The sequence below is a fragment of the Gilliamella sp. App6-5 genome (genome assembly GCF_001690525.1).
In the GTDB taxonomy this organism is placed as follows: Bacteria; Pseudomonadota; Gammaproteobacteria; order Enterobacterales; family Orbaceae; genus Gilliamella; species Gilliamella apicola_H.
Window position 1 is genome coordinate 144,965 of the sequence record NZ_LZGT01000041.1, and the last position, 25,620, is coordinate 170,584.

Sequence of the window (25,620 nt, forward strand, 5' to 3'; positions counted from 1 at the left end):
GTCTTTTTCCCAACAAGGTTTATAGTATGTTGGCTTTTAGTTTACCGCCGTATAGGTGGTTGAGAAAGTTACATGATTATTAGATAAAAATTCGCAATCCATCTCGGATGTTGCTACAGACGCTATTTATTCCACCAAAATGTTAAAAAGATCGAAATATAATCGATTATTTTGATTGAAAAATCTCTATCATTTCAAAGCTGAACTGTTCTGTTATTTACATTTTCTTACAAAAAATCCGCAAAAAAACTAGTCAAGCACTTTTTTGTGGCTATAATTTAATTAATCAGTTTATTTAATAAGCGAGCCAGTTAAAAAAATCAAATAAAACAAAAAAATACTTGACAAAGGGGGGAGTAATGCAGTACCATTTTAAACACCAAACACCAAACACCAAACCTGGCAAACCTATGTCTTAAACTTATCAAATGAATCTATTAGACAAGTTTTAAAATTCACCTCGTTTACATTCTCAACGTTATTTCCAAAATTATCATCAAAAATATTCCCAAAATCTTGGTTATTGCTGGCACTGTTGCTGCTATTGTTGTATTCATTGCGGTTACCGGCATTAACCTATAAAAATGGTCGAGGGGATAACCGTAGTGATGCCATAATATTGCTATCGGAACCACCAGTAGCCCTCAGCTTCGCAAGACCGAATAAGGATTGGGGCACAGATGAATACGCCGGTCCTGCTGACATATGGAACCCAAATGAAGGATTTCTCATCACTCAATCAGATCCCGCATCATACGCTCTTAATTTCCCGAGCACGGGGGCTGATGGATTATTTTTTGATTTAGAGTTAGAGGGTGCTGATCCAGATCAATTGATATGGGAGCCAGTCGCACATGAGGGAATAACTGCTACCGTAACAAGGACAAGATCAAGCGATAGATGGTTTCGTGGCATGGTAACGCGTGTTACTCTAAAGGGACCCGAGGCTAGAGCTCAATGGTACAATCCTCATCCAAGTCGGATCTCTGTGCCAAGGTTACCGCAGACATTCGAATTAGTGGGGAGAGATCGTGGTGGTAATGAGATAGTAAAATATGGATTTGTATTACAAAAGTGGTTCGTTCACCGTGGAGGTAAAGGGGATTACTCTTTTTACCAGGCAGATTGGTGTAATGGTTTAGGGTATCGTATGCCACAGGTAAAGGATCTGACTAATGCCGTATGCTTTGGTTTGCACTCAGGCCGCCACTGTGAAGGAGCCGTTGGCGCTACGCCATCATCAACGGGTAATCATTACCAGCGTCGGATTGGGGCAGGATTCTTCGCTGAATGGGGGCTGATGGCTAATTACGATGGTGCAGGCTTCAACAGCTTCGGAGACTACTGGACAGGTGAAGCCTCATTCGGTGTAAACTCAATGAGTGGTTCCGTGCGTAGTACTTATCCAAGTTTCGTCTCGTATGGAATTTGTGTAGTTCCTTAAGCATTTAGGACTTAATCCTTGAGGTGTAGGTGAATTTAAGGATAACGAATTAAAGAAAGCGCCTTCTGCGTAAGCAGGGGGCACGAGCCGACAAAGAAGTATCTCACAAAGGTAAATCCAGCAAAATCCATTTATTCTAGCAAAAAAATGCCAGAAATCATTTTGATTTTATTGCTTTTTTATAGATATTGTCTTTTATAAAAACAATTGCTTTACATTTTGCTCTAAAAATCCCCATATACGCAAATTGGTTATAAGATAGCAGTAGGAACAAGCCAAATTGTGAGTTAAAATAGCCTGTATTATTACAATGATTACCAAGGAAATCGCATGACAATCGAAATGACAACACTCGATAAAATCAAAAAACAAATTGCCGAAAATCCGATTATTTTATACATGAAAGGGTCGCCAAAATTGCCAAGTTGTGGCTTTTCGGCTCAAGCGGTGCAGGTTTTGTCGCAATGTGGTGAGCCATTTGCTTATGTTGATATTTTACAAAATCCTGATATTCGCGCCGAATTGCCTAAATTTGCAAATTGGCCTACGTTTCCACAATTATGGGTGGAAGGCGAATTAGTAGGTGGCTGTGATATTATGTTAGAAATGTTTCAAGCTGGTGAACTGCAAACGCTTATTAAGCAAACTGCCGAAAAGCATAAATCCTAATTAAACGATGAATTAAGCGCGCAAATTGAGCGCGCTTTTTTATGGTAGTTATATAACGAGTAAATTAATTTTCAATTGTTTTTGTATGTTTATTCGTTTTTAGTTTATTGCGCATTGTTATCGTCTTGTTGTGTCTCAGTTTCACTATCCATAGGCACTAAAGGCCACCCCCCAAGCGATTTAAGTCGATTAACAATTTTACAAAAGAGTATGGCGGTTTTTTGCGTATCATATAGTGCGCTGTGGGCTTGTTTGTGATCGAATGTAATTTGTGCCACTTGGCAAGCTTTTGCTAGCACCGTTTGCCCAAAAATCAGACCACTGAGTGATGCTGTATCAAAGGTAGCAAAAGGATGGAAAGGGTTACGCTTGATGCCTGAGCGTTCAGCCGCTGCCATTAAAAAACTATGATCAAAATGCGCATTATGTGCAACTATCACCGCGCGCGTGCAGTCGCTGGCTTTTATGCCTGATCTAACCATTTTGAAGATTTCGTCTAAGGCGTGCTTTTCGTCCACGGCTGCGCGCAGTGGATTATTAGGGTCAATGCCGTTAAAAGCAAGTGCGGTGGGTTCTAAAATTGCATCGTTAAACGGGTTGACATTAAATTGTAAGGATTGATCAGGTTCTAACCAGCCATCAGGCGTCATTTTTAAGGTGATAGCCGCGATTTCTAAAATAGCGTTGAGTTTTGGATCGAATCCTGATGTTTCAATATCAATTACAACCGGATAAAATCCACGAAAGCGTTCACATAATTTGGCGTTTGGCACGTTAATCTATCTTATCTATCAAAAAAGGGCTATTATGCCAGCTTTTAAGCGGTTCGCCTAGCATTGGCGTTGAGAGTTTGCATTCCATGAGTTTATCTTTATTAGGTGTCATTCTAGCAAGTTTTACGCCAATCGCGTTTAAGTCACATCAAAGCGAACGATTAGATGCCATTATTGGTTAAAGTGATTATAATTATCAATCATTATTAAACAATATTAAAACCGAGCAATCAATGCAAAACTTTGAGTTAGAAAAGATCATTAACAACGAACTGCAAATTACCCGCTATCGTGACTATGCACCAAATGGATTGCAAGTGCAGGGGCGTGCGCAAGTCAATAAAATTGTGACAGGCGTTACCGCTTGCCAGTTATTGTTAGATAAAGCGGTCGAACTGCAAGCCGATGCGGTGCTTGTACATCATGGCTATTTTTGGAAGAACGAAGTACAAACCATCACCGGCATTAAATACCAACGGCTAAAAACGCTATTAACTAACGATATTAATTTATATGGTTATCACTTGCCGTTAGATGGTCATCCCATTTTTGGCAATAATATCGAATTGGCTAATTTGTTGGGTATTTCAGTCGATAAACGCAACGATATCACCGATCTGCTTTTTACTGGCACATTACGCTCGCCACTGACTGCTTTGCAATTTAAACTTCAGCTTGAACAAGTGTTACACAATAACAAACGGCAAGTGCTATTTTGTGGTGATAATGCGCCTGAAGTGATTAATCGTATTGCGTGGTGTAGTGGTGGTGGGCAAGATTATATCGAGCAAGCTGCGCAAATGGGCGTAGATGCGTTTTTTACAGGTGAGGTGTCAGAGCGTACCATCCACCTTGCGCGCGAATATGGCATTAATTTTTATGCCGCTGGGCATCATGCCACCGAGCGTTATGGTATTAGAAAATTGGGCGAATGGTTAGCGAGTTGTTATGGTGTTGAGGTTATTTTCGTTGATATTGATAATCCTGCATAACAAAAGTTGAATTTACCTTAGAAATATCGCATACTTATTCGCAGATTTTTTATTCTTTACCTTATGTTATAAACCGATTATCTGAGAGGTCATTTTATGTTTACAGGAAGTCTGGTTGCACTTGTTACTCCCATGGATACGAAAGGAAACGTTGACCACGTAAGCTTAAAAAAATTGGTCGAATATCATATTGCCAATGGAACATCGGGTATCGTTTCGGTGGGAACAACGGGCGAATCGGCTACGCTTGATCACCATGAGCATATTGATGTGATTAAACGAACCATCGACTATGCCGATGGACGTATTGCCATTATTGCCGGCACTGGTGCAAACGCAACAAAAGAGGCCATTGAATTAACCAGCCGAGTTGAACGTATCGGTGTTGTAGGTTGTTTAACGGTTGCACCTTATTATAACAAACCTACTCAAGAAGGTATTTATCAACACTTTAAAGCCATTGCCGAAAGCACTGCACTACCGCAGATTTTATATAACGTGCCAGGACGCACTAGTAGTGATATTAAACCCGAAACCGTTGGTCGTTTAGCTAAAATTAAGAATATTGTCGCCCTAAAAGATGCAACTGGCGACCTTTCTAGAGTTTATCCAACGCGTAAACTGGTTGGTTCTGATTTTAAATTATTGAGTGGCGATGATTCAACCTTTTTAGACTTTATGATTTTAGGGGGTGATGGCGTAATTTCGGTGACGGCTAATGTTGCGGCTAAAGCCGTAGCTAATGTGTGTCAGCTTGCTGCTAATAACCAAATTCAAGAAGCCCGCACCTTAAACGACACCTTAATGACTTTACACCATAATTTATTTATCGAACCCAACCCAACGCCAGCCAAATGGGCGTGCGCAAGATTAGGTTTAATGCAAAGCGCAACCATTCGATTGCCATTGGTTGAGCTAAGTACCTCGTCGATTCCTGCCGTTGAGCAAGCATTAAAAGAGGCAAATTTATTGTAATTAGTTTTGTATAACCTTTAATTAAAAAGCAGATATTTATGTTAAATAATACATTGAATAAAACATTGAACAAAACCATATTTAAAAGCAATGTTATTAAAAAAACGGCTGTTTTAACCGTTTTGGCTTCTTTATTTCTTGTCGGTTGTGGTAGCGATCAAAATTTTAAGCGCGAAGTCGAAGGTAATGAAGATTACCTTAAATCACCCACTTTAAAACCGTTAGTCATTCCCAAAGGCGTTAAGGTACCGGCTGAAAGTGGTGACTTTTACGTTGATAAATCCGAATTTCATGGTGATTTAGGCAAACAGTTAGATATTAGGCCGCCAAGTTTACCAATTCCAACTATTCAAGACGCATTTGTGATTTATAACAACGGTGCGGTCACCTTTAATGTGCCATTAAGCAGTCATGTATGGGAGCGAATCCCTGATAGCTTAAGCAAGAAAAATATCTCTATTGTTAACCGTGACAATAATGCTATTAAAACAGGTAATGCCTTTATGCTACGTGCTGACGAAGATCAAGCCGCTCAAGCTACTTATTCAATTAAGCGACAATTATTAGGCGATACCGAAACTATTGCCATTTCAATTACTTCGTTAACTCGTGGTGCCCACAATTTGATGACGCAACCGATCGAAGTACAACGTTATGTTGTTGGTTTGTTTAATGACATAATGGATGATGTTGCGCCTGATTCAGTGCGAGTTGTGCCACCAAAAGCACAAAACAATAATGCTGAAAAAGACAATGAAAGTAAGAAACCTGCAACAGCCGTGAATGGTACAAATCAAGAATAAGTTTGTAATTTAAGGAGCGCAGAGCTCCTTAATTATTTATTGGCAATTGATATTAAGGTTATAAAACATGAAAAAGTTGGCTGAGCTTTATCGTGGTAAAGCAAAAACGGTATATACCACCGAAAACACTGATTTATTAATTCTTGAGTTTCGTAATGATACATCGGCATTTGATGGTTTACGCATTGAGAAGTTGGATCGTAAAGGCATGGTGAATAACAAATTTAACTATTTTATTATGACTAAATTGCACGAAGCGGGTATTCCAACTCAGGTTGAGGCTCTATTATCTGACAATGACGTGCTTGTCAAAAAGCTGCAAATGATTCCTGTTGAATGCGTGGTGCGCAATCGCGCAGCGGGATCTTTAGTTAAACGTTTAGGGGTTGAGGAAGGTCAAGTTTTAAATCCTCCTACGTTTGAATTATTCCTAAAAAATGATGCATTGCACGATCCAATGGTCAACGAATCGCACTGTAAAGCCTTCGGTTGGGCTAGCGATGATCAACTAACCAAAATGAAAGAACTTAGCTTTAAAATTAATACCATTTTGACTGATCTGTTTGATAAAGCTGGGCTAATATTGGTTGATTATAAACTCGAATTTGGCTTATTTAAGGGTGAAATTACTTTAGGCGACGAGTTTTCGCCTGATGGTTGCCGCCTATGGGAAAAACAGACACTAAAAAAAATGGATAAAGATCGATTTCGCCAAGGTTTAGGTGGTGTGATTGAGGCTTATGAGGAAGTGGCAAAAAGGATTGGTGTTTGTTTGTAATGTTTGCGCAGTTTGATATCTCTTTTTTGCTTCTTTTGGGTTTAGCGGCACTGTGTTATTTGACGCACAATAACACAGTGACATTTGCTGTACTGTTATTGTTGCTGTTTAAATTAACGCCACTTGACACTTATTTCCCGTTTTTAAATAAATATGGCTTAACTATCGGTATTGTTATTTTAACTGCCGCGATGATGGTGCCATTGGCGGATGGATCGTTAAAAATTAGTGATATAGCCAAATCGTTTACCACTTGGCAATCTATATTGGCTATTTTGGTGGGTATTTTAGTCTCGTGGCTTGGCACGCGTGGTATATCGCTCATTGGTGCACATCCTACCATTATTAATGGCTTAATTATTGGCACGCTCATTGGTGTTGCATTTTTCAAAGGCATTCCAGTTGGTCCACTGATTGCTGCAGGTATATTATCGCTATTCATTGGAAAAAGTTAGCTTATGCAAAATCCCAACAGCAACCGAAAGCTATGGGTGTTACAGGGTGAAAGTGCGCAATTATTTGAACAATTGCGTCCCATCCTTGAGCAGAACGTTGGCGATTGGGTAACTGTTACGTATCAGCCTGATTATTTGCCTAGTCCGTTAATTGCTAATGCACTCAAGCCCCATCAAACCAAACAATTATTGGGCCAGCAGTATCGACATGCTATTTTTGATGCAACAGCAGGATTTAATCTTGATGCTTTTGCCATGCTGGTTGGTACGCTAGTGAAAGGTAGTGTTTTGATTTTGCTATTACCTAAGGATCTGACCTTTTGGCATGATCAAGACAGCCTGCGCTGGAACGAAAGTCAAAATCCGATTACTGTGCCTAATTTTGTTGCACATTTAACGGAAACTTTGGCTGAATTTGGTGTATCAATCAATTCAACATCTTTGCCAAAAAATGTTATATCCGCCATACCTTCTTTGCTAGTGATGACCGATGCCGCTTGGAACTTAGCCGAACAGCAAGCCACATTAAAACAGTTATTAAACAGCAATAAGTCTATAAACGTCTTAGTTGCTAAACGCGGACGGGGTAAATCGGCACTAGCAGGGCGGTTTAGCCATTATCAACGTTGCATTGTGACCGCACCCAATAAATCAGCACTGACCTCTTTTTTTGTTTTTGCTAAGCCTACTACGCCATTTTTTGCGCCTGATGAATTAATTGCGCAGTCAAATATTGATTGTGCCGATTATCTAATTATCGACGAAGCTGCCATGATTCCGTTGCCCATGCTTGAAAAACTGCTACAACTGGCTATTGCCAATAACTGTCGGGTATTGTTAACCACCACCGTTGATGGATATGAAGGTACTGGGCAGGGCTTTTTGTTGAAATTGCTATCGGGTAAAACATGTCAATATTTTCATCTACACACGCCCATTCGGTGGCAGGCCGATGATATGCTAGAGCAATTTAGTGATCGGTTATTACTTAATGGTTTATTAACGCAGGACAATAGCCCTGTTACAAGCCCGTTATCAACTCAATATTCAAAGGTTGAACGCAATGATGTTGACACATTAAGGTCGATCTTTTATCTATTAAAAATTGCTCACTATCAAACCACATTAATCGATTTGAGGCGTTTATTTGATGCGCAAAACTTGTCGGTTTGGCAGGCAACAACAGACAATAAACAAATTGCGGCGGCTCTTACAATTACCGAGGGAAACTTGTCTGATAATCTAATAACCCAAGTATGGCAAGGAACACGCCGTCCTAAAGGTAATTTAGTGGCTCAGTCGCTCGTTGCTCATGCCGGAGAGCGATTGGCGGCTAAATTGCGCTCAGTTCGCATTAACCGTATTGCGGTTATGAGTGCCTACCGACGGCAACATATCGCAAAACAACTTGTACAGACGATTTGTGATCATGCCAAAGTGCAAAATAACGATTTTGTGTCAGTCAGTTTTGCTTATAGCCCGTCTAATTATCAATTTTGGACTGCTTGTGGTTTTGTCTTGGTTCATGTCAGTAGTCATAAACAGGCAAGTAGTGGCTGTTATTCGGTTATGGCACTTAAACCACTAACCAAGTCAGGATGTCATTTAACCCTTAATTTAAAACAAAAACTACAGCGTAATGCCTATTGGCTTAAAGATATTATCAATTTACCCTTTAACCAGATTCTTGCGAATAACGATAATTCACTATTAAAACAAGATTTAGACGCGCCCGATTTGGATGAATTAGTTGGATTTGCTCACTTTCATCGACCGTTTGAAGCCAGTTATCCCTCACTGTGTCGATTAGTTCACTACAATCAAATAAATCTGCAATCGCAATTGCAACAACCACAGCCGTTATCTTTGCCTGTGTTATCAGCACTGTTAAAAAGCAAAAACAATCAATCTTTGATTATTAATGCATATCAACTTGCAGGTAAAGGCGCGTTAATGCAAACCATTAAGCTCGAAGTCAAAACATGGCTAATAAAGCACAGCAATAATATGATATTTGATAAAAGTACCCATAATGATAGCTGATTGCCATTGCAGGTTATCAAGGGGGTTGTTTACAATAGTTATCCTGTTTAAGTTCAGCCCGTTTTAACTTAATTCGTTTTAATTTAAGAGGAACCGAATGTGACGCAAAATAAATTAGAAAATCAAACGCAACATCGCTATTCACAAAACCACACCCACAACCCTAAAAATCAACCAACAACAGGCATTGAGTATTTTTTAAAAGGATGGTCATTGGCGTTTAGTCCAGGTATTAAGCGATTTGTTTTTTTACCGTTAATTGCCAATATTGTGGTGATGTCAGCACTATTTTATTGGTTTTTTACCGCTATATCGGGCATGGTGGATAGGGGAGTTACGTATATGCCAAGTTGGTTGCATTGGCTGGGATATATCATTGTTTTTATCGTAATTTTAATACTGGTTATTTTGTTTTGTTATTTCTTTAGTACGGTAACCAATATCATTGCCGCACCTTTTAATGGCTTATTGGCCGAACAAGTCGAAGCGAAGTTAACGGGCATTCCCGCGGCAGATATGTCATGGATGAGCATTATTAAAGATCTCCCTCGTATTTTTGGACGTGAACTACAAAAACTGTTCAACTATTTAATATGGGCAATCCCCATACTGCTAACTTATTTTATTCCTGTTATTGGGCAATCGGTTACACCAGTAATCTGGTTTTTATTTACCGCTTGGCAAATTAATATTCAATATGCCGATTATGCCTTTGATAACCACAAAATTACCTTTCACCGCATGCGTGAATTACTTAAACAAGATCGGGGCGACAATATAATCTTTGGTATCATAGTCAGCTTTTTCACCATGGTGCCGCTGCTTAATTTAATTGTTATGCCTGTTGCGGTGTGTGGCGCAACGGCAATGTGGGTTGATCGCTACCGTCATCAAGCACTATTTGACAGCAGTAGCCAAGATTTTCGTTAAGGTGGTTGTTACTTTTTTTTCGTTGATTTTGTTGACGGCCAATCATCGTCGTCATCATCTTGATAAGGGATAGGTTTTATCCCTTTCTTTTTTTCAAGATACGATTTATAACTCAAACGGTTCAGTGCTTTAATGGTATTAATAAAAATTCCAATTAAAATAACTACAATTATCCACCAATAATCTTTGAGCCACTCCATCGTATTCCCCTTTAAGTTAAAATCGGAATCATCCAATTATAGCAATCATCCATGCCAATAACGCAATGCTAACAATACTATACTAACAGCAGTTTCTCTAAAATGCGGTGATAAATTGCGGTTAAGGTAATAATATCTTGGCAATTGGCATTTTCGTTCACTTTATGGATGGTTTTATTAAGTACTCCAAGCTCGATCACTTGGCATCCCATTTTTGCAATAAAGCGTCCGTCAGATGTGCCGCCACTGGTGGATAGTTTTGTATCAATGTCGGTAAATTCCTTAATAGCGCTAGCAGCAGCGTTGGTTAAATCGCCTTGTGGTGTTAAAAATGGATGGCCTGATAACCGCCAAGTTAAGGTGTAGTTTACGTTATATTTTTGTAAAATCTGCTCAACGCGTGTTTTAATATCTGCGTCTGTCAATTCGCTACTATAACGGAAGTTAAATTGTACGCGAAGCTCACCCGGCACGACGTTTTCAGCTCCTGTGCCGCTATTAATATTGGCTATTTGCATTGTTGTTTGTGGGAAGTATTGATTGCCTTCATCCCAAACGGTGCTAACCAGTTCATTTAACGCAGGTGCAAAACGATGCACAGGGTTATCAGCAAGATGAGGGTAAGCCACATGACCTTGAATGCCATGCACAACTAAATTGGCAGTCAGTGAACCGCGGCGTCCGTTTTTAATCTGATCGCCAAGTACTACATCGCTTGATGGTTCGCCCACAATGCAATAATCAACACGCTCTTGACGTTTGATGAGCAAATCAACCACCTTAACCGTGCCATCACTTGCATCGGCTTCTTCATCTGATGTGATTAAAAAGGCGACGCGCCCAGTGTGATTAGGATGTTGTTTAACAAAATCCTCTGCCGCACAAACCATGGCAGCAACGCCACTTTTCATATCCGATGCACCACGGCCATAAAGTATGCCATTTTCATTAATCGTTGGTGAAAATGGTGGATAAAGCCATTTGCTTTCATCACCTGCTGGTACGACATCAGTATGGCCAGCAAACATCAAAGTTTTGCCGGTAGCATCGCCATGATAGGCCCATAAGTTCTTGGTTTGCCCAATATTGACTTCTTCAATAATAAAACCGAGTGGTTTTAATCGCTCAATAATTATTTTTTGACAATTTTTATCGTCAGGACTTATCGATTTCTCAGCAATGAGCGCTTTGGTTAGCGCAATAACAGGTTCAGTCATAATGGTCTCTATTTTATTTAGATTGTGAAATAAATTGGGAATAAAGTTCTTCTGAATAACCTAACAAAGCACGTTTACCATCAATAAGCAAAGGACGTTTTAAAATGGATGGATTGGCTAACATGATCTGTTTTGCTGCTTGCTCATTATCAACCTGTGCACGGACAGACTCATCTAACTTACGCCATGTGGTACCGCGTGTATTAAGCAAACTTTGCCAATCTACCAATTTTAAAAAAGTATCTAAAAGATCTGCCGAAAGACCATCGGTTTTATAATTATAAAATTGATAAGCTATATGATGATCATCAAGCCAAGTAAAGGCTTTTTTCATCGTATTGCAGTTTTTTATACCGTAGATGATGTACATAATCAGTGATCCAAATCTAAAAAATAAAGGGAGATTATAACAGTTATCAGTATACGCCAGCAAATTGTAGGGATCATCTAAATAAAATCTTTTTTGTAGTTGGTTTTGATGCGATTGTGTTTCCTCAAAAGAAACAAAAAATAAAAACAATCAATAACTGGCTGAAAAAAGTTTTTTTGAAAACAAAAATCCTATTTGCTTTTGAAAAACAAGCTTTATAGTATATCAGCTTCTAGTTTACTTTCGTATAAGCGATTTAAACGAAACGGTATAGAATCCTGAATATTTTTTACAAGTTTATCTCCGTATAGACGATTTAAACAATCCTTTATTCTAACATCTATCAATAAAGTAACGCATAATACGATTATCGGTTGTTAGTTCAGGATGAAAGGCACAAACTAAGATGTTATTCTGCTGTGCCATAATACAGTGCTGATCGACAAATGCCAGTTGCTCAATGCCTTTTCCTGCTTTGGCAATATAAGGTGCGCGAATAAATATAGCAGGGATTTGGTCACCAATCGTTGGTATCTCTAAAGTTGTTTCAAAGCTGTTAATTTGCCGTCCAAAACCGTTGCGTTCAACACAAATATCCATTAAGCCCAACAATTCGACCTCGTTATGAGTTGTGCTGTTACCGCAAAGCACCAGTCCCGCGCAAGTACCCAAAATGCCTTTTCCTTGTTTGGCAAATTGTTTTATCGGTTCGACAAGTCCATTTTGTTTAATTAAACGGCTAATGGTTGTTGATTCGCCTCCGGGGATGATTAAACCGTTTAGTTTAGTTAATTGTTCGGGTTTTTGCACTAAAGTCGCTTGTACATTGTCGATACTTTTTAGCATAGTGATATGTTCGCTCACTGCACCTTGTAAGTTGAGTACACCAATATGTTTAATATGACTTTGTTTGGATGCTTTTGTCATTACCAACCTCGATCTTGCATTCCTTCTGACTGAGCCAGCGTGCTAATTTCAATGCCTTTCATTGCTTCACCTAAGCCCTTTGAAAGCTGCGCTAACCGTGGATAATCATTAAAATAAGTGGTGGCCTGTACGATGGCTTTCGCAAACTTTTCTGGGTTTTGGGATTTAAAAATACCCGATCCAACAAACACACCATCGGCACCAAGTTGCATCATTAATGCTGCATCGGCAGGGGTAGCCACGCCGCCGGCAGCAAAGTTAACTACGGGTAATTTTCCTAACTGTTTGACTTGTAAAATCAGTTCATAAGGTGCACCGATTGCTTTGGCAAAGGTCATTAATTCATCTTTTGATTTGCTTGTTACTAGGCGGATTTGTTCATTTACTTTACGCATATGGCGCACTGCTTCAACAATATTGCCAGTACCGGGTTCACCTTTGGTGCGTAGCATTGATGCCCCTTCGCCAATTCGACGTAATGCTTCGCCCAAATCACGACAACCACATACAAAAGGTACGGTAAATTCATCCTTAAGTAAGTGATATTGTTCATCGGCCGGAGTTAATACCTCGCTTTCATCAATATAATCAACGCCCATTGATTCTAAAATACGAGCTTCAACAACGTGCCCAATGCGTACTTTAGCCATTACCGGTATGGTAACAGCGTTCATGACTTGTTCAACAATAGTTGGGTCAGCCATTCGGGCAACCCCACCAGCCGCGCGAATATCTGAAGGCACTCGCTCTAAAGCCATTACCGCAACTGCCCCAGCTTGCTCGGCAATTTTTGCTTGCTCAGCATTAACAACGTCCATAATGACGCCACCTTTTTGCATTTGTGCCATACCACGCTTAACGGTTTGTGTACCTATAACTTGGTTCATCTTTTGCTCCTAATTAAATTAATAATGACAAAATTGTCTAATTCGCAGTATTATTCAAAAATAAAGTGCAGCAAAAAACAGCCAATTGGACTATAATTAAGCCATCCAATTTTTGGAACGAATTTGTCGTACCAAAACGCTCAAAGCAATCAACACATTAAAGTAAAATAACCATGTGGAATAGACAAACACTGGTACAATTTACCGGATCTCTTTTTAAAAAAGTTACGCAACTTATTGAACACTATATTGAACAGGGCATATTGATCGCGGGAGAGAGGCTACCTTCAGAACGCGAACTAGCAAAAAAACTGGGTATCAATCGTTCAACGGTTGTGCATGCGCTTGAGCTGTTAACTGAACGTGGTGTGCTGATCCGGCGACAAGGAAGTGGTACTTATGTCAATCATCAAAAGTGGGGCGTACAAGCGTATTCATCAATTAATTGGCGGTTACCGGCGCATTTTTATCAAAATAAACAATCGTTTTATCAACAAAAAGTAGCGCAAGTTCGAGTGCAACAACCATATATTTGCGATCTAGCTAATGGCGATTTGCCAACCAATTTGATTCCTAAACTACAGCTACCAAATACTTCGTTAAATGAACTGATTATGCACGAAAAAAATAGCGATGCACAACAATTAGGTTTGCCATCGCTTAAAATCCAAATTGCGCTTTATATGCAAGTGCAGTTTTACATGCAAGTTGATATTAATGAAATTTTAATTACATCGGGCACACAGCAATCGTTATTTCTCATTACGCAGGGGTTACTTAAACCTGGTGATGCGGTTGGAATTGAGTCTCCCTCTTATTTTTACTCATTACCTTTGTTTCAAGCGGCGGGCTTACGTTTGTACGGTATTGCGTGCGATAATGAGGGGATTATGCTTGAAAGTTTATCCAACTGCGTGCAGCAACATCAAATTAAATGGTTGTTTTTGAATCCCATTTTTCAAAATCCGAGCGGTTTTGTTATGAGCGACAAGCGAAAACAAGCAATACTGGCATTTTGCCGTTCACAAAGTATTGGCATTGTTGAAGATGATGCATACAGTAGTTTAGCGTTTCAACCTGATTTGGCGGTATCGCCCATTAAGAAATGGGATCAGCATAATCAAGTTATCTATTTAGGATCGCTATCAAAATATATTGGACGAAATATTCGTGTTGGGTGGATGATCGCTCCGCGTAGCATCATCGAAAATCTGGCCAAAATTCGGCAACATATTGATTCGGGTCTAAGCATATTGCCACAATTATTAGCTCAAGAATATTTGCAACATCATCATTTAGTCCATCAACAACAGTTACGGCAAGCACTACAAATCAAAGCTGAGCAATTAATGCAATGGTTAGATAGCTATTTTTGTGGTGATATTACATACCAAGAACCATTAGGGGGCTTTCATTTATATGCTCATTTACCGGTGAGCACGGTAGCGCAAGAATTAGCGCTACTTAATCAACTGTTATTAAATGGTGTGATTGTGTCACAAGGTGCCGATTTTGGCGATAGCCTTGGGACAACAAGATTTAGCTTTGGTCATTTTGTACCGCCATTGGTTAGGTAACAAACAAATTGTCACAAAAATAAACCACTAGCTTCTTATTTTATCGGATAGCATTTTTGTAGCTGCTAGCAAATATTGAACAAATTCGTTTATTCTTTCGTTTGGCATTTGAAATCGGACCCCCGATGTACTAATTGCGGCAATGACTTTGCCATTCTTATCATAAACGGGCGCAGCTAAACAGGTTACTTCATCAAAGTCTTCAGCATTATCAAATGCCCAACCTTGTTCACGTATCTTTTTCAACTCATTTTTGTACGCAGTTTTTGTGGTGATAGTGTTTTGCGTTTTTATGGGTAAGTTTTCGTTTGGGAACAAGTCATCAACTCGTTGCTCGGGTTCCCATGCTAAAAGTGTTTTACCCAGTGCAGAGCTGTGTAAGGAAAGCTTACGGCCTAACCAGCTTTTGACTTGAATAGCGCTTGGGCTTTCGACTTTAGCCAAATAAATAGCAGAATTGCCATCTAATACACCTAAATGACACGCAAGTTGTGTTTTATCGCGCAAAAACAAAAGCGGTTCAGTTGCCAAATCTTTAATATTAAATTGTTTAATGGCATTATTACCAAATTCATAAAAGACAAGGCCCAAAAAATACTTACCCTCGTTTTGTCGTAATAAGCCATTAGTAACCAAACTGGCAAGTAATGCTGATGTTGAACTTTGGGGTAACGATAATCCTTGATAGATTTGGGTATAAGTGGCGCCATCGTGTTTTGCAATAAAGTGAAATATTCGGGTTGCTTTATCGATGGCAGGTGCTTGCGTTGTTATTTCTGTTGTCACAAATTAAACTCATGTATTGAAGTTGTTGTAAGTATAAATATTTTTTTTAGTTTCAACAATAGCCATTCTTTCTTGATGATTCTGCCTAATATTTGATCTCCGTCACATTTTTAATAAATAATGAGCTATTTCCCCCTAATTAAGTTGAGTTGATTTATCAACAACACTATATTGAAATTAAATTCAATATAGTGTTGTTAATTTAATTAGGAGTTATTATGAGTAATTCAAATCCATACTTTGGTGCTATCTGCCCTGCAATTACCCCGTTTAACCGTCAAAATAAAATCGATTTTGGTGCGATGGAACAGCACTACAAAATGTTAACTGATTCAAAAATTAATGGAATTTTGGTTATGGGCACTATTGGTGAGTTTGTCACCATGACCATACAAGAGCGGTTAGAAATCATTAAGCAAGCTCATCAATTTACTGATTTACCTTTAATTGTTAACGTATCAACCACCGTTATTGACGATATGGTAAAGCTTGCTGATGCAGCATTTGATGCTGGCTATGGCGCCGTAATGGCATTACCACATTTCTATTTTGCACAAACACCAAATCAATTATACGAATATTATAAATATTTAGATTCAAAATTTTTAGGTAATTGGTTTATATATAATTTTCCTGCTCGAACTGGGTGCGATGTTGATTCACAACTAGTCACTCGATTAATATCTGACTTTCCAAAATTTATTGGTATTAAAGATACCGTTGATTGTGCATCTCACACTCGATCTATCGTTTTGGCTTCACAAAAAATTCGCAAAGACTTCTCTGTATTTTCTGGTTTTGATGAGTATTTCGTGCCGAATTTAATGAATGGTGGTGCAGGCGTTTTATCGGGTCTTAACAATGTTGTTCCTGAAATTTTTGCCAGTGTAATGGCAGCCTTTAAGCAAAGCGATTTTAATGAATTGACTCGATTACATAAAGAAATCAGCCGATTGTCTAATATTTATAGCATTGGCGATGATTTTGTAACAACCATTAAAGTTGCGGTAGAACAAAAACAACATTATTTAGAACCAAGATCGCGGAATTTTGGTGGAACATTAAGTGGTGAACAAATTGAAAAAATAAAAAAACTTTTTAACTGTCAATAAAAGGGCTTATTTATGAAAATCAAAAAGTTTATTGATAAAGTGCCTGGTGGCATGATGCTGGTACCTCTTTTTTTAGGTGCGCTTTTACATACTTTTGCACCTGGAACTGCTAAATACTTTGGTTCTTTTACTAACGGTATTATAAATGGTGTGGTGCCTATTTTGGCTGTTTGGTTATTTTGCATGGGCGCTTCAATTAAAGTGAGCGCAACCGGTACAGTACTGAAAAAATCAGGCACATTAGTTGCCACTAAATTAGCGGTAGCATGGGCATGCGCTTTTATTTTTACACAAATACTGCCTGATGATGGCCTAGTTAAAACGGGATTTTTTGCGGGCTTATCGGTTTTAGCCATCGTGGCGTCGCTCGATATGACCAATGCCGGATTGTATGCTTCTTTAATGCAAGAATATGGCACTAAAGAAGAAGCTAGTGCATCAGTATTAATTTCCATGGAGTCAGGACCTTTAATGACTATGATTATTTTAGGTTCAGCTGGCTTGGCATCCTTTCAACCAGAGCATTTAGTGGGTGTCTTAATTCCATTTATTGTTGGTTTTATTTTAGGCAACTTAGATGAAGAATTAAGAAGCTTATTTAGTGTAGGCACAAAAACACTCATACCTTTTTTTGCTTTTGCTTTAGGTAACACAATTGATTTGGCCGTTATTTTTAAAACAGGATTCTTAGGCGTATTTTTGGCTGTTTTTGTTATTGTTGTTTCAGGTATACCGCTTATATTGGCTGATATATTTGTAGGTGGCGGTCGAGGCATTGCTGGAATTGCTGCATCTGGTACTGCTGGCGCTGCTGTGGCAACCCCTTTTTTAGTAGCTGAAGTTGCCCCAACTTTTGCCGAAGCGGCACCTGCCGCAACCACACTTGTTGCAGCATCGGTGGTAATTACCTCGATTGTTGTTCCAATCATCACCTCTTTATTTAGCAAGTATATTGCAAAAAATATTCAAATTAAGGAGTAATAGTATGACTTATCGTATGATATTAAATGAGACCTCGTACTTTGGTGCCGGATCAATTAGCCATTTGATTGATGAAGTAAAAAAACGCCATTTTAAAAAGGCACTTATTGTTACAGATAAAGATCTTATTAAATTTAAAATCGCTACAAAAGTTACCGATTTATTAGATAAATTTGGGCTTAATTATGATGTTTTTGACGAAGTAATTCCAAACCCAACTATTGGTATTGTTAAAAATGGGGTGGAAAGATTTAAAAAATCAAAGGCTGATTATCTAATTGCTATCGGTGGCGGTTCGCCACAAGATACGGCAAAAGCGATTGGTATTATCATTAATAATCCACAGCATGCTGATGTGCGTAGCTTAGAAGGGGCTGTTAATACGCAAAAAGCGACTGTGCCAATTATTGCGATTCCAACCACAGCTGGAACAGCAGCCGAAGTCACCATTAACTATGTTATTACCGATGAACAAAACAAACGTAAGTTTGTGTGTGTCGATCCGCATGATATTCCTGTTGTTGCTATTGTTGATAGCGAAATGATGGCTTCGATGCCCGCTAGTTTAAAAGCAGCAACGGGGATTGATGCATTAACGCATGCTATCGAAGGTTTTATCACCAAAGGTGCATGGGAGCTATCAGACATGATGCATTTAAAAGCGATAGAAATTATTAGCCGCGCATTACGCGAATCGGTTAAAGGCGATCCTAAAGGCGTAGAAGATATGGCGCTGGGGCAATATATAGCCGGTATGGGGTTTTCAAATGTAGGCCTTGGGCTTGTTCATGGTATGGCACATCCTTTGGGTGCTTTTTATAATATCCCACATGGTGTTGCTAATGCTGTTTTATTGCCTTATATCATGGAATTTAATGCTGAATCAACTGGTGACAAATACCGTGATATTGCCAAAGCAATGGGATTAAAAGATATCTTAAATCAGCCAATACAAGAGGTTCGTAAATATGTTGTTGAAGCGGTTAAACAGCTAAATAAAGATGTCGGCATTCCGGCTAAATTGCGTGATATTGGCGTTCAAGAGCAAGATATTCCCGAGCTTGCTCAGGCTGCATTTGCCGACGTTTGTACTAGTAGCAATCCACGAGAGGTTAATGTAAAGGATATTGAAATGTTATATCACCATGTTTATTAACTTTTGATAACAATTCTCCATAACTTGAATTTTACAAGGATGATTGTGTTGATGAATAGGTTATGTTGAATTTGTAATAAATCATTACATAAAATAAATATTTGGCCTATTGCGATAGTTCATTTGTTGTGGCTTATGGCTATCGCCTTTTTGTTAGTATTTAACTATTTGGTTTACTCTTTAAACTATTATTTATGTCATTATGTAATTTCAGCAAAACACATGAGTTTATCTGCTCAGCAAGTGAGTTCAAAAGTTAAAAAAGCGGGTTGGTTAGTCAGGATAAGATCATTATTAGGATAGTTTAATATTTAACCTTTTTAAAAATTAATAAGTAATTATTATATTATTGAGTTATCAACAGGCTTATTCAGTACTTATCAAATCATATGGTGAATAAATATTTCAAATCCGTTTTTGCGTTATCAGCAACATAATTGAATAAAATAGTTGAAGGCGAGATTAAGTAACATTAACCGTTTAACCAATTATTGAAATTAGTTACGCCGTGTTAGCTGTTATCACTCTGCATTACAAATGATTGGGACGTCTTTATAACCTGATGATTAAATGTCAATTCTTATAAATCATGTGAGTTCATAAGTCAAACTAGAGCAATTGCTCGACTTATTTTAACCTAATTTACACCGCTATTCCCAGTTTATGGTTTACTGACAATACCCTAACTAGCTATAATCATTGGTATTAGATGATAAATCATAAGCGATATTAGGAGGCAATTTTGCATCTTTCACCAAAGGCTTTTCGTATTTTAGGGATTATAGCTACGATAGCATCATTAGGGATGTATGTTTCTTATGTGCCGCAAATCATTGATAATTTACATGGGTTTAAATCAAATCCTACCCAACCGTTAGCAGCAGCTATTAACTGCTCGCTTTGGGTTAGCTATGGCTTATTGAGAGAAAAGAAAGACTGGCCAATTGCAATTGCTAATTCTCCTGGCGTGTTTTTTGGTTTAATCGCTTTTTTTACCGCGCTATGATTAGTGTTAAGCTATCGAGTAGTAATCACTTTTTGTCTGTTTTTTTATGGCTATTTTACTTATTAAGGGTAATTTTTTTCATCAAAATAAAATCACAAACAGGATTGGTTAAGATTTAATCTTTTAAGAAAGCAATTAATAATCATTGTATTACTAAGTTATCAACAGGTTTGTTAAACACTTATCAAATTTTATAGTGAATAAATTGAGTTAGGTGGTTCGCATTAACATTATCCGACAAAATGACAAGTTTGTTGGATGTGTAACTATGTTGGCAGTTGTTTTAATCACACATTAAAACAAGATAGATTGACTAATCGTTTTATAATGCCTACGATAATTGAATCGTATATGAAAGGAATAGAAAATGAAAAAATTAATTGGTTTGTTTTTACTTGGTTTACCTATGTTAGCTGCGGCATCAAATTGTGAAGAAATTAGCAATAATATTGCCGAAAAAATCAAAAATAATGGCGTTGCTCCATCGCTGTTTCAACTCAAACTTGAACCAGCTGATAAGTCCGAACAACAAATTGAAGGTAAAATAGTAGGATCATGTGATCGTGGTCAGCAACATATTGTTTATATTCGTTTAGACGGATTAGCAACTGAGTCGCAAGATAAGATAGGCAATGCAAAAGATGAACCAGTGCAAAGCGGTGCTGATAAAACATCACAGCCATCAAAAATAAATCCAACCGAAGCAAACCAACCAGCTGATTCTGCCGTGCTAATCGAACAGATAGAACCTGTCCCACAAAATACTCAATCTGCTCCAGCACACAGTCAATAACTGGCTACAAACTAACTTGTGCGATTGTTTAAGCATAAGTATAGGGCGTAAAGCCCTATGTTTGTAGGGTGTGTTGCTATAGTAATTGGCTGTAATTTGCTTTGATATCCTCGCTCCATACACTTGCTTGCACTTGACCAATATGTTTTTGCTGTAACAGTAACATGACCAAACGCGATTGACCAATACCGCCCCCAATAGTTTGTAAAAAATTACCATTAATTAATGCATTATGCCAAGCAAGTTGTAAACGATCTTCGTCATTCGTTAATTTTAATTGACGTTTTAATGTATCTGGGTCGACTCGAATGCCCATGGATGAAATTTCAATTGCACGATTTAAAATCGGATTCCACACTAAAATATCGCCATTTAATCCTTTAGAGCCTAAATCGTTATCACTACTCCAATCATCATAATCGGGTGCACGCACGTCGTGTTTTTCATTATTTGACAGCTTACCACCAATACCAATTAAAAACACCGCGCCCAGTTCTTTTGTTATGGCGTTTTCACGCTCTTTTGGGGATAAATTAGGATAACGTTTTAATAGTTGTTCACTATCGATAAAGGTGATTGATTCGGGTAAAAATCGAGAAAGGTGATACTGCTGTGAAACTGCCTTTTCGGTCGCCTTAATCGCAGCATAAATATTGTCAACCATTTGTTTAAGATAAGTTAAATTGCGATCTTCTGGGCGAATCACTTTTTCCCAATCCCACTGATCGACATAAACGGAATGAATGGGCGAAAGTTGATCCTCGTCTGGGCGTAGTGCTTTCATATTGGTGTAAATGCCTTCGCTAACTTCAAAATGGTGCTCACTTAAAATCTTACGCTTCCATTTAGCCAGTGAATGTACCACTTCATATTGCACATCAGGTATTGCTTTTACCTTAACTTGAACTGCGTGCTCAGTGCCTGATAAATTATCTTGAATACCATCGCCAACTTTACTTAGTAACGGTGCTTGCACTTCGAGCAGTGATAAACGCTCGGCAAGTTGATTGGCAAAAAATTGCTTAACAAAACTAATTCGCTGTTGTTGCTCTTTGAATGATATCATCATGCTTACACTCTAGTTATTTAGTTTTATCTGAATAGGTAAAGTAAACTAGATGGTTAAATTTTGCAAGATGTAGATAAAAAGGTTATAGCTTGGATTTGTTCAACGGTATATAAATTATTGGATTTATTTAATGATATTTTAGTGGCAATATTAACGAAATCAACTCATTAACTTGTTTCTTTTTATAAGAAAATACTGAATCTTTCACAACATGATTTAAATCAAAAACACTAAAACAAAAATTTAAATATAATCAATATACTATCTAAAAAATGAAGGTTTTTAGGATTTCTATAAGCTATTAGAGGGAGGTTTTGGATGTGTTCACGGTAACTATTTTGAACATCTATACTGTAAACGTCCAAAAGCACTGCACCTAATCCATTCCAACTACCAAAAAAGTTTTATTTCCCACCAAAGAATGCTCGAAAATGTCATTTATTATATTGTTTTTTTGATTTTCAACCAAAAACAATAGTTTATTTTGTTTATCTTATTCCTGCGTCAGAATGTGCCGACAACTTAGCGAAGTGTAACTATCACTGATGTATCTATTCAATTAGCGGTAACAACCTGACGATTGAATAAAATCTTCAACTGTTACAACAACACTTATTAAAGTTTTTAGCTCATACAACTGAGCTGGGTTATTAGCATGTAAGATAGTTTTGGGGCAGTTTTAATAGATATTTAAAGCGAAATATTTCAGTTCGCTTTTTATTCGGTTGAATCGATAGCGCATATAAACTTTTTGGAGTAATGCATGACTATAGTATGCCTTATCATGCTGAGCGGTTAATTTAAATAACACAATGATTTTATTTGCGATAATTTATCTAACCTGCACTTGGTCTAATCTATTTAATCAATTCGTGTTTAATTATTAGGAATCTTCTTGAATAAATCTTTAAAATTTGATAGTTTACAGGAAAGATTTTTAACATTAAAAACACAAAAAAGAAGGTAATTGTTATGACAATCAAAGTAGGTATTAATGGATTTGGCCGTATTGGTCGTATTGTTTTCCGTGCTGCTCAAAAACGTTCAGACATTGAAATTGTTGCAATCAACGATTTATTAGATGTTGAATATATGGCTTATATGCTTAAATATGATTCAACTCATGGTCGTTTTGACGGTACAGTTGAAGTTAAAGACGGTAAATTGGTTGTTAACGGTAAAGCAATCCGTGTTACTGCTGAACGCGATCCTGCTAACTTAAAATGGGACGAAGTCGGTGTTGATGTTGTTGCTGAAGCAACAGGGTTATTCTTAACTGATGAAACTGCGCGTAAGCACATCCAAGCTGGTGCTAAAAAAGTTGTTTTAACGGGTCCTTCAAAAGATAGCACACCAATGTTTGTAATTGGTGTTAATGATAAAGATTATGCAGGTCAAGATATCGTTTCTAACGCATCATGTACAACTAACTGTTTAGCGCCTTTAGCTAAAGTTATCAACGACAACTTTGGTATCGTTGAAGCGCTAATGACTACTGTTCACGCAACCACAGCAACTCAAAAAACGGTTGATGGGCCATCTCATAAAGATTGGCGTGGTGGTCGTGGCGCTGCTCAAAACATTATTCCTTCATCAACGGGTGCTGCTAAAGCAGTAGGTAAAGTTATTCCTGAATTAAATGGTAAATTAACAGGTATGGCTTTCCGTGTTCCAACTCCAGACGTTTCTGTTGTTGACTTAACTGCTCGTTTAGCAAAACCAGCTAAATACGAAGATATTTGTAAAGCAATCAAAGCAGCTGCTGAAGGCCCGATGAAAGGCGTTCTTGGCTATACAGAAGATGATGTTGTTTCTACCGATTTCTTAGGTGAAGTTTGCACATCTGTATTTGATGCTAAAGCTGGTATTCAATTAAGTGATAACTTTGTGAAACTTGTTTCTTGGTATGACAACGAAGTGGGTTATTCAAACAAAGTATTAGATTTAATTGCTGTTATTTCTAAATAATAATTAGCATTTATCCTAGTTTTGTTAAAATGGCGATCTTAGTTAGGATCGCTTTTTTTATGCTAAATTGCGTGTGATTTTTTAGATTTTTTATATAAAAAACGCTCACCTTGTAGGTGAGCGTTTTGCTAGTATGGAAATAAATTATTTAAAGTTGAACTAGATTACAACAACTTCAGCTGCTGCTGGTCCACGAGGGCTATCTTGGATCGCAAATTCAACCTGTTGTCCTTCAGCTAAGGTTTTAAAACCATCTCCTGAAATAGCAGAAAAGTGAACAAATACATCTTTACTTCCATCCGCAGGTGTGATAAAACCAAAACCTTTACTTTCATTAAACCATTTTACTTGGCCTGTTTTCTTATTCATTTACTAGACATCCTAACAATAATTAATAATTAGCCTTTTAGGCTGGTATGAGCTTTAACATTGTCTTCATTATGTAACTCACAACCATGATAAACGTTCAAAATCACATTACCAAAGTTAGTCGTTTTCATAATTTCAACTTTGTTGTTTACCCAGTGCTATTACCGCATAAATTATAACCAAAAGCAAGATATTAATAATAATTTTTTTTGCTTAGAATTTAGTTTTTCTTAATTTTTTAGATAATTACTTATAAATTGATAAAAGGCAAATTATTGTATAGTTAAAACTTTTAATTAATTTTGGATGTTAATAAATTAATCAAAAACAAAAAAGCCATAAAATAGTATTTATGGCGTCAGATTGATGACAAAGAACTCGCTTTTTGGCGAGTTCTTTGATCTAATAGAGAGGAGTTCATTATAAGAGAAGTTCTTCTATGCTAAAAAAAACAACTCCAGCGACACCAGAAAAAATAGAGCAAATCTCACTAGATGCGCTTGTCCCCCAAAATCATCTTGTTCGTAAAATAGCTAAAGTCATTGATTTTGAATTTATTCGAGAAGCGGTAGCACCACTTTATTGCCCTAATAACGGTCGTCCGGCAGAAGATCCGGTCAGACTGTTTAAGATCATGCTATTGGGGTATCTTTTCGGTATCCCCAGTGAACGTCGTCTGGTTCAGGAAATTCAGGTCAATTTAGCTTACCGCTGGTTTCTGGGAATGGGATTAACCGAAAAAGTGATTGACGCCTCAACACTTAGCCAAAATCGTCGCCGTCGGTTTAATGACAGTGAAATCTATCAACAGATTTTTGATAATATTGTTGAGCCCAGTCAATATATTGATGCGCTTAATCAAGCCATCAACGCAGAAAGAGAATTAAACGGAAAAAAGCCTTAAAGCCATCGACGGTAGAGAAATACAAGGAGGTTAAAGTCAGTACAACAGATCCGGACAGTGGCTTTATGCATCGGGAAGGCAAGCCTAAAGGGTTCTTCTACTTAGATCACCGAACGGTTGATGGCAAACATAATTTAATTACCGATACCTATGTCACAGCTGGAAATATCCATGATTCCCAGCCTTACATGGCTCGATTAAAACGCCAGTTAGAGCGGTTTGGCTTTAATCCGGTTGGTGTCGGTCTTGATGCGGGTTATTTTACGGCTCCCATTTGCCATTTACTGCTGGCAGAGCAGATATATCCGGTGTTGGGTTATCGTCGTCCCACCCATGGTGCGAATCCCATCAGAAAAAAGCAGTTTATCTATAACAGTCAAAACGATACTTATACTTGCCCAAACGGGCAAACATTAATATATAAAACTACCAGCAG

The 25,620-nt window shown here is 37.9% G+C and carries 25 protein-coding genes and 1 pseudogene; 17 read left to right on the forward strand and 9 right to left on the reverse strand.

What is annotated here, in order from left to right:
- Positions 1-547: 547 nt before the first annotated feature.
- Both A9G24_RS05720 and A9G24_RS05725 read left to right on the forward strand, forming a co-directional pair.
- Positions 548-1,444: a hypothetical protein gene (locus A9G24_RS05720; protein ID WP_141673081.1), complete on the forward strand. Its 897-nt coding sequence runs from the start codon at positions 548-550 to the stop codon at positions 1,442-1,444.
- Positions 1,445-1,786: 342 nt separating this feature from the next.
- The gene (locus tag A9G24_RS05725) at positions 1,787-2,113 is read left to right on the forward strand and encodes a Grx4 family monothiol glutaredoxin (RefSeq protein ID WP_065638199.1); all 327 of its coding nucleotides are present in this window, start codon (positions 1,787-1,789) and stop codon (positions 2,111-2,113) included.
- A gap of 104 nt (positions 2,114-2,217) precedes the next feature.
- On the opposite strand, the gene rnt is transcribed toward A9G24_RS05725, so the two are convergent.
- Positions 2,218-2,892, reverse strand: a complete 675-nt coding sequence (gene rnt / locus A9G24_RS05730) for a ribonuclease T (protein ID WP_065638175.1) — start codon at positions 2,890-2,892, stop codon at positions 2,218-2,220.
- Between the two features lie 227 nt (positions 2,893-3,119).
- Between rnt and A9G24_RS05735 the strand changes: the two genes are divergently transcribed.
- The 7 genes from A9G24_RS05735 (at position 3,120) to cysZ (ending at position 9,862) form a co-directional block, all read left to right on the forward strand.
- The gene (locus A9G24_RS05735; protein ID WP_065638176.1) at positions 3,120-3,878 is read left to right on the forward strand and encodes a Nif3-like dinuclear metal center hexameric protein; all 759 of its coding nucleotides are present in this window, start codon (positions 3,120-3,122) and stop codon (positions 3,876-3,878) included.
- A gap of 96 nt (positions 3,879-3,974) precedes the next feature.
- On the forward strand, positions 3,975-4,853 hold the full coding sequence (gene dapA / locus A9G24_RS05740; RefSeq protein WP_065638177.1) for a 4-hydroxy-tetrahydrodipicolinate synthase: 879 nt from the start codon (positions 3,975-3,977) through the stop codon (positions 4,851-4,853).
- 38 nt (positions 4,854-4,891) lie between these two features.
- Positions 4,892-5,656, forward strand: a complete 765-nt coding sequence (gene bamC, locus A9G24_RS05745) for an outer membrane protein assembly factor BamC (RefSeq protein WP_065638178.1) — start codon at positions 4,892-4,894, stop codon at positions 5,654-5,656.
- A gap of 67 nt (positions 5,657-5,723) precedes the next feature.
- Complete coding sequence (gene purC / locus A9G24_RS05750) at positions 5,724-6,434, forward strand: phosphoribosylaminoimidazolesuccinocarboxamide synthase (protein ID WP_065638179.1); 711 nt, start codon at positions 5,724-5,726, stop codon at positions 6,432-6,434.
- Complete coding sequence (locus A9G24_RS05755) at positions 6,434-6,889, forward strand: DUF441 domain-containing protein (protein WP_065638180.1); 456 nt, start codon at positions 6,434-6,436, stop codon at positions 6,887-6,889. The genes purC and A9G24_RS05755 overlap by 1 nt, the downstream gene beginning before the upstream one ends.
- Positions 6,890-6,892: 3 nt before the next feature.
- The gene (locus A9G24_RS05760; protein ID WP_065638181.1) at positions 6,893-8,932 is read left to right on the forward strand and encodes a tRNA(Met) cytidine acetyltransferase TmcA; all 2,040 of its coding nucleotides are present in this window, start codon (positions 6,893-6,895) and stop codon (positions 8,930-8,932) included.
- A 99-nt stretch (positions 8,933-9,031) separates the two neighbouring features.
- Entirely contained in the window at positions 9,032-9,862 is an 831-nt protein-coding gene (cysZ, locus tag A9G24_RS05765) for a sulfate transporter CysZ (RefSeq protein WP_081303093.1), read from the forward strand.
- A gap of 8 nt (positions 9,863-9,870) precedes the next feature.
- Here cysZ and A9G24_RS05770 read toward each other — a convergent pair whose 3' ends face one another.
- The 5 genes from A9G24_RS05770 to pdxS form a co-directional block, all read right to left on the reverse strand.
- A complete protein-coding gene (locus A9G24_RS05770; RefSeq protein WP_065638182.1) occupies positions 9,871-10,062 on the reverse strand; it encodes a YpfN family protein in 192 nt (63 codons plus the stop codon).
- A 77-nt stretch (positions 10,063-10,139) separates the two neighbouring features.
- Complete coding sequence (gene dapE, locus A9G24_RS05775) at positions 10,140-11,279, reverse strand: succinyl-diaminopimelate desuccinylase (RefSeq protein ID WP_065638183.1); 1,140 nt, start codon at positions 11,277-11,279, stop codon at positions 10,140-10,142.
- Positions 11,280-11,292: 13 nt separating this feature from the next.
- Positions 11,293-11,649, reverse strand: coding sequence for an ArsC family reductase (locus A9G24_RS05780; protein ID WP_065638201.1), 357 nt, complete (start codon positions 11,647-11,649; stop codon positions 11,293-11,295).
- 333 nt (positions 11,650-11,982) lie between these two features.
- Positions 11,983-12,576 carry a pyridoxal 5'-phosphate synthase glutaminase subunit PdxT gene (pdxT, locus tag A9G24_RS05785; protein WP_065638184.1) on the reverse strand — a complete coding sequence of 198 codons (594 nt, stop codon included), beginning with the start codon at positions 12,574-12,576 and terminating at the stop codon, positions 11,983-11,985.
- Complete coding sequence (pdxS, locus tag A9G24_RS05790) at positions 12,576-13,463, reverse strand: pyridoxal 5'-phosphate synthase lyase subunit PdxS (RefSeq protein WP_065638185.1); 888 nt, start codon at positions 13,461-13,463, stop codon at positions 12,576-12,578. The genes pdxT and pdxS overlap by 1 nt, the downstream gene beginning before the upstream one ends.
- A 173-nt stretch (positions 13,464-13,636) precedes the next feature.
- On the opposite strand from pdxS, the gene A9G24_RS05795 reads away from it, so the two are divergent.
- Positions 13,637-15,040, forward strand: coding sequence for an aminotransferase-like domain-containing protein (locus tag A9G24_RS05795; protein ID WP_065638186.1), 1,404 nt, complete (start codon positions 13,637-13,639; stop codon positions 15,038-15,040).
- Positions 15,041-15,067: 27 nt separating this feature from the next.
- On the opposite strand, the gene A9G24_RS05800 is transcribed toward A9G24_RS05795, so the two are convergent.
- Positions 15,068-15,826 (reverse strand): IclR family transcriptional regulator, encoded by a 759-nt coding sequence (locus tag A9G24_RS05800; protein ID WP_065638187.1) that lies wholly within the window; start codon positions 15,824-15,826, stop codon positions 15,068-15,070.
- Between the two features lie 218 nt (positions 15,827-16,044).
- Here A9G24_RS05800 and A9G24_RS05805 point away from each other — a divergent pair, with 218 nt between their 5' ends.
- The 5 genes from A9G24_RS05805 (at position 16,045) to A9G24_RS05825 (ending at position 20,874) form a co-directional block, all read left to right on the forward strand.
- The gene (locus A9G24_RS05805; RefSeq protein WP_065638188.1) at positions 16,045-16,938 is read left to right on the forward strand and encodes a dihydrodipicolinate synthase family protein; all 894 of its coding nucleotides are present in this window, start codon (positions 16,045-16,047) and stop codon (positions 16,936-16,938) included.
- A gap of 12 nt (positions 16,939-16,950) precedes the next feature.
- Positions 16,951-17,919, forward strand: a complete 969-nt coding sequence (gene kdgT, locus A9G24_RS05810; RefSeq protein ID WP_065638189.1) for a 2-keto-3-deoxygluconate transporter — start codon at positions 16,951-16,953, stop codon at positions 17,917-17,919.
- 4 nt (positions 17,920-17,923) lie between these two features.
- Complete coding sequence (gene fucO / locus A9G24_RS05815; protein ID WP_065638190.1) at positions 17,924-19,075, forward strand: lactaldehyde reductase; 1,152 nt, start codon at positions 17,924-17,926, stop codon at positions 19,073-19,075.
- A 742-nt stretch (positions 19,076-19,817) separates the two neighbouring features.
- Positions 19,818-20,081 (forward strand): SemiSWEET family transporter, encoded by a 264-nt coding sequence (locus A9G24_RS05820; RefSeq protein WP_081303094.1) that lies wholly within the window; start codon positions 19,818-19,820, stop codon positions 20,079-20,081.
- A gap of 367 nt (positions 20,082-20,448) precedes the next feature.
- Entirely contained in the window at positions 20,449-20,874 is a 426-nt protein-coding gene (locus A9G24_RS05825; protein WP_065638191.1) for a DUF1161 domain-containing protein, read from the forward strand.
- Between the two features lie 76 nt (positions 20,875-20,950).
- Here A9G24_RS05825 and asnA read toward each other — a convergent pair whose 3' ends face one another.
- On the reverse strand, positions 20,951-21,943 hold the full coding sequence (asnA, locus tag A9G24_RS05830) for an aspartate--ammonia ligase (RefSeq protein ID WP_065638192.1): 993 nt from the start codon (positions 21,941-21,943) through the stop codon (positions 20,951-20,953).
- A gap of 972 nt (positions 21,944-22,915) precedes the next feature.
- Between asnA and gapA the strand changes: the two genes are divergently transcribed.
- Positions 22,916-23,911: a glyceraldehyde-3-phosphate dehydrogenase gene (gapA, locus tag A9G24_RS05835; protein WP_065638193.1), complete on the forward strand. Its 996-nt coding sequence runs from the start codon at positions 22,916-22,918 to the stop codon at positions 23,909-23,911.
- Between the two features lie 159 nt (positions 23,912-24,070).
- Here gapA and cspE read toward each other — a convergent pair whose 3' ends face one another.
- Positions 24,071-24,280, reverse strand: coding sequence for a transcription antiterminator/RNA stability regulator CspE (gene cspE, locus A9G24_RS05840; protein ID WP_025315032.1), 210 nt, complete (start codon positions 24,278-24,280; stop codon positions 24,071-24,073).
- A gap of 439 nt (positions 24,281-24,719) precedes the next feature.
- On the opposite strand from cspE, the pseudogene A9G24_RS13150 reads away from it, so the two are divergent.
- A pseudogene (locus A9G24_RS13150) lies at positions 24,720-25,620 on the forward strand (transposase); the annotation flags it as partial.

Excerpts from the sequence above, each read along its gene's own strand:
- A9G24_RS05725 (WP_065638199.1), top strand. The coding sequence starts at position 1,787 with ATGACAACACTCGATAAAATCAAAAAACAAATTGCCGAAAATCCGATT.
- A9G24_RS05735 (WP_065638176.1), top strand. The coding sequence starts at position 3,120 with ATGCAAAACTTTGAGTTAGAAAAGATCATTAACAACGAACTGCAAATT.
- dapA (WP_065638177.1), top strand. The coding sequence starts at position 3,975 with ATGTTTACAGGAAGTCTGGTTGCACTTGTTACTCCCATGGATACGAAA.
- bamC (WP_065638178.1), top strand. The coding sequence starts at position 4,892 with ATGTTAAATAATACATTGAATAAAACATTGAACAAAACCATATTTAAA.
- purC (WP_065638179.1), top strand. The coding sequence starts at position 5,724 with ATGAAAAAGTTGGCTGAGCTTTATCGTGGTAAAGCAAAAACGGTATAT.
- A9G24_RS05755 (WP_065638180.1), top strand. The coding sequence starts at position 6,434 with ATGTTTGCGCAGTTTGATATCTCTTTTTTGCTTCTTTTGGGTTTAGCG.
- A9G24_RS05760 (WP_065638181.1), top strand. The coding sequence starts at position 6,893 with ATGCAAAATCCCAACAGCAACCGAAAGCTATGGGTGTTACAGGGTGAA.
- A9G24_RS05770 (WP_065638182.1), bottom strand. The coding sequence starts at position 10,062 with ATGGAGTGGCTCAAAGATTATTGGTGGATAATTGTAGTTATTTTAATT.
- dapE (WP_065638183.1), bottom strand. The coding sequence starts at position 11,279 with ATGACTGAACCTGTTATTGCGCTAACCAAAGCGCTCATTGCTGAGAAA.
- A9G24_RS05780 (WP_065638201.1), bottom strand. The coding sequence starts at position 11,649 with ATGTACATCATCTACGGTATAAAAAACTGCAATACGATGAAAAAAGCC.
- pdxT (WP_065638184.1), bottom strand. The coding sequence starts at position 12,576 with ATGACAAAAGCATCCAAACAAAGTCATATTAAACATATTGGTGTACTC.
- pdxS (WP_065638185.1), bottom strand. The coding sequence starts at position 13,463 with ATGAACCAAGTTATAGGTACACAAACCGTTAAGCGTGGTATGGCACAA.
- A9G24_RS05795 (WP_065638186.1), top strand. The coding sequence starts at position 13,637 with ATGTGGAATAGACAAACACTGGTACAATTTACCGGATCTCTTTTTAAA.
- A9G24_RS05805 (WP_065638188.1), top strand. The coding sequence starts at position 16,045 with ATGAGTAATTCAAATCCATACTTTGGTGCTATCTGCCCTGCAATTACC.
- kdgT (WP_065638189.1), top strand. The coding sequence starts at position 16,951 with ATGAAAATCAAAAAGTTTATTGATAAAGTGCCTGGTGGCATGATGCTG.
- fucO (WP_065638190.1), top strand. The coding sequence starts at position 17,924 with ATGACTTATCGTATGATATTAAATGAGACCTCGTACTTTGGTGCCGGA.
- A9G24_RS05825 (WP_065638191.1), top strand. The coding sequence starts at position 20,449 with ATGAAAAAATTAATTGGTTTGTTTTTACTTGGTTTACCTATGTTAGCT.
- asnA (WP_065638192.1), bottom strand. The coding sequence starts at position 21,943 with ATGATGATATCATTCAAAGAGCAACAACAGCGAATTAGTTTTGTTAAG.
- gapA (WP_065638193.1), top strand. The coding sequence starts at position 22,916 with ATGACAATCAAAGTAGGTATTAATGGATTTGGCCGTATTGGTCGTATT.
- cspE (WP_025315032.1), bottom strand. The coding sequence starts at position 24,280 with ATGAATAAGAAAACAGGCCAAGTAAAATGGTTTAATGAAAGTAAAGGT.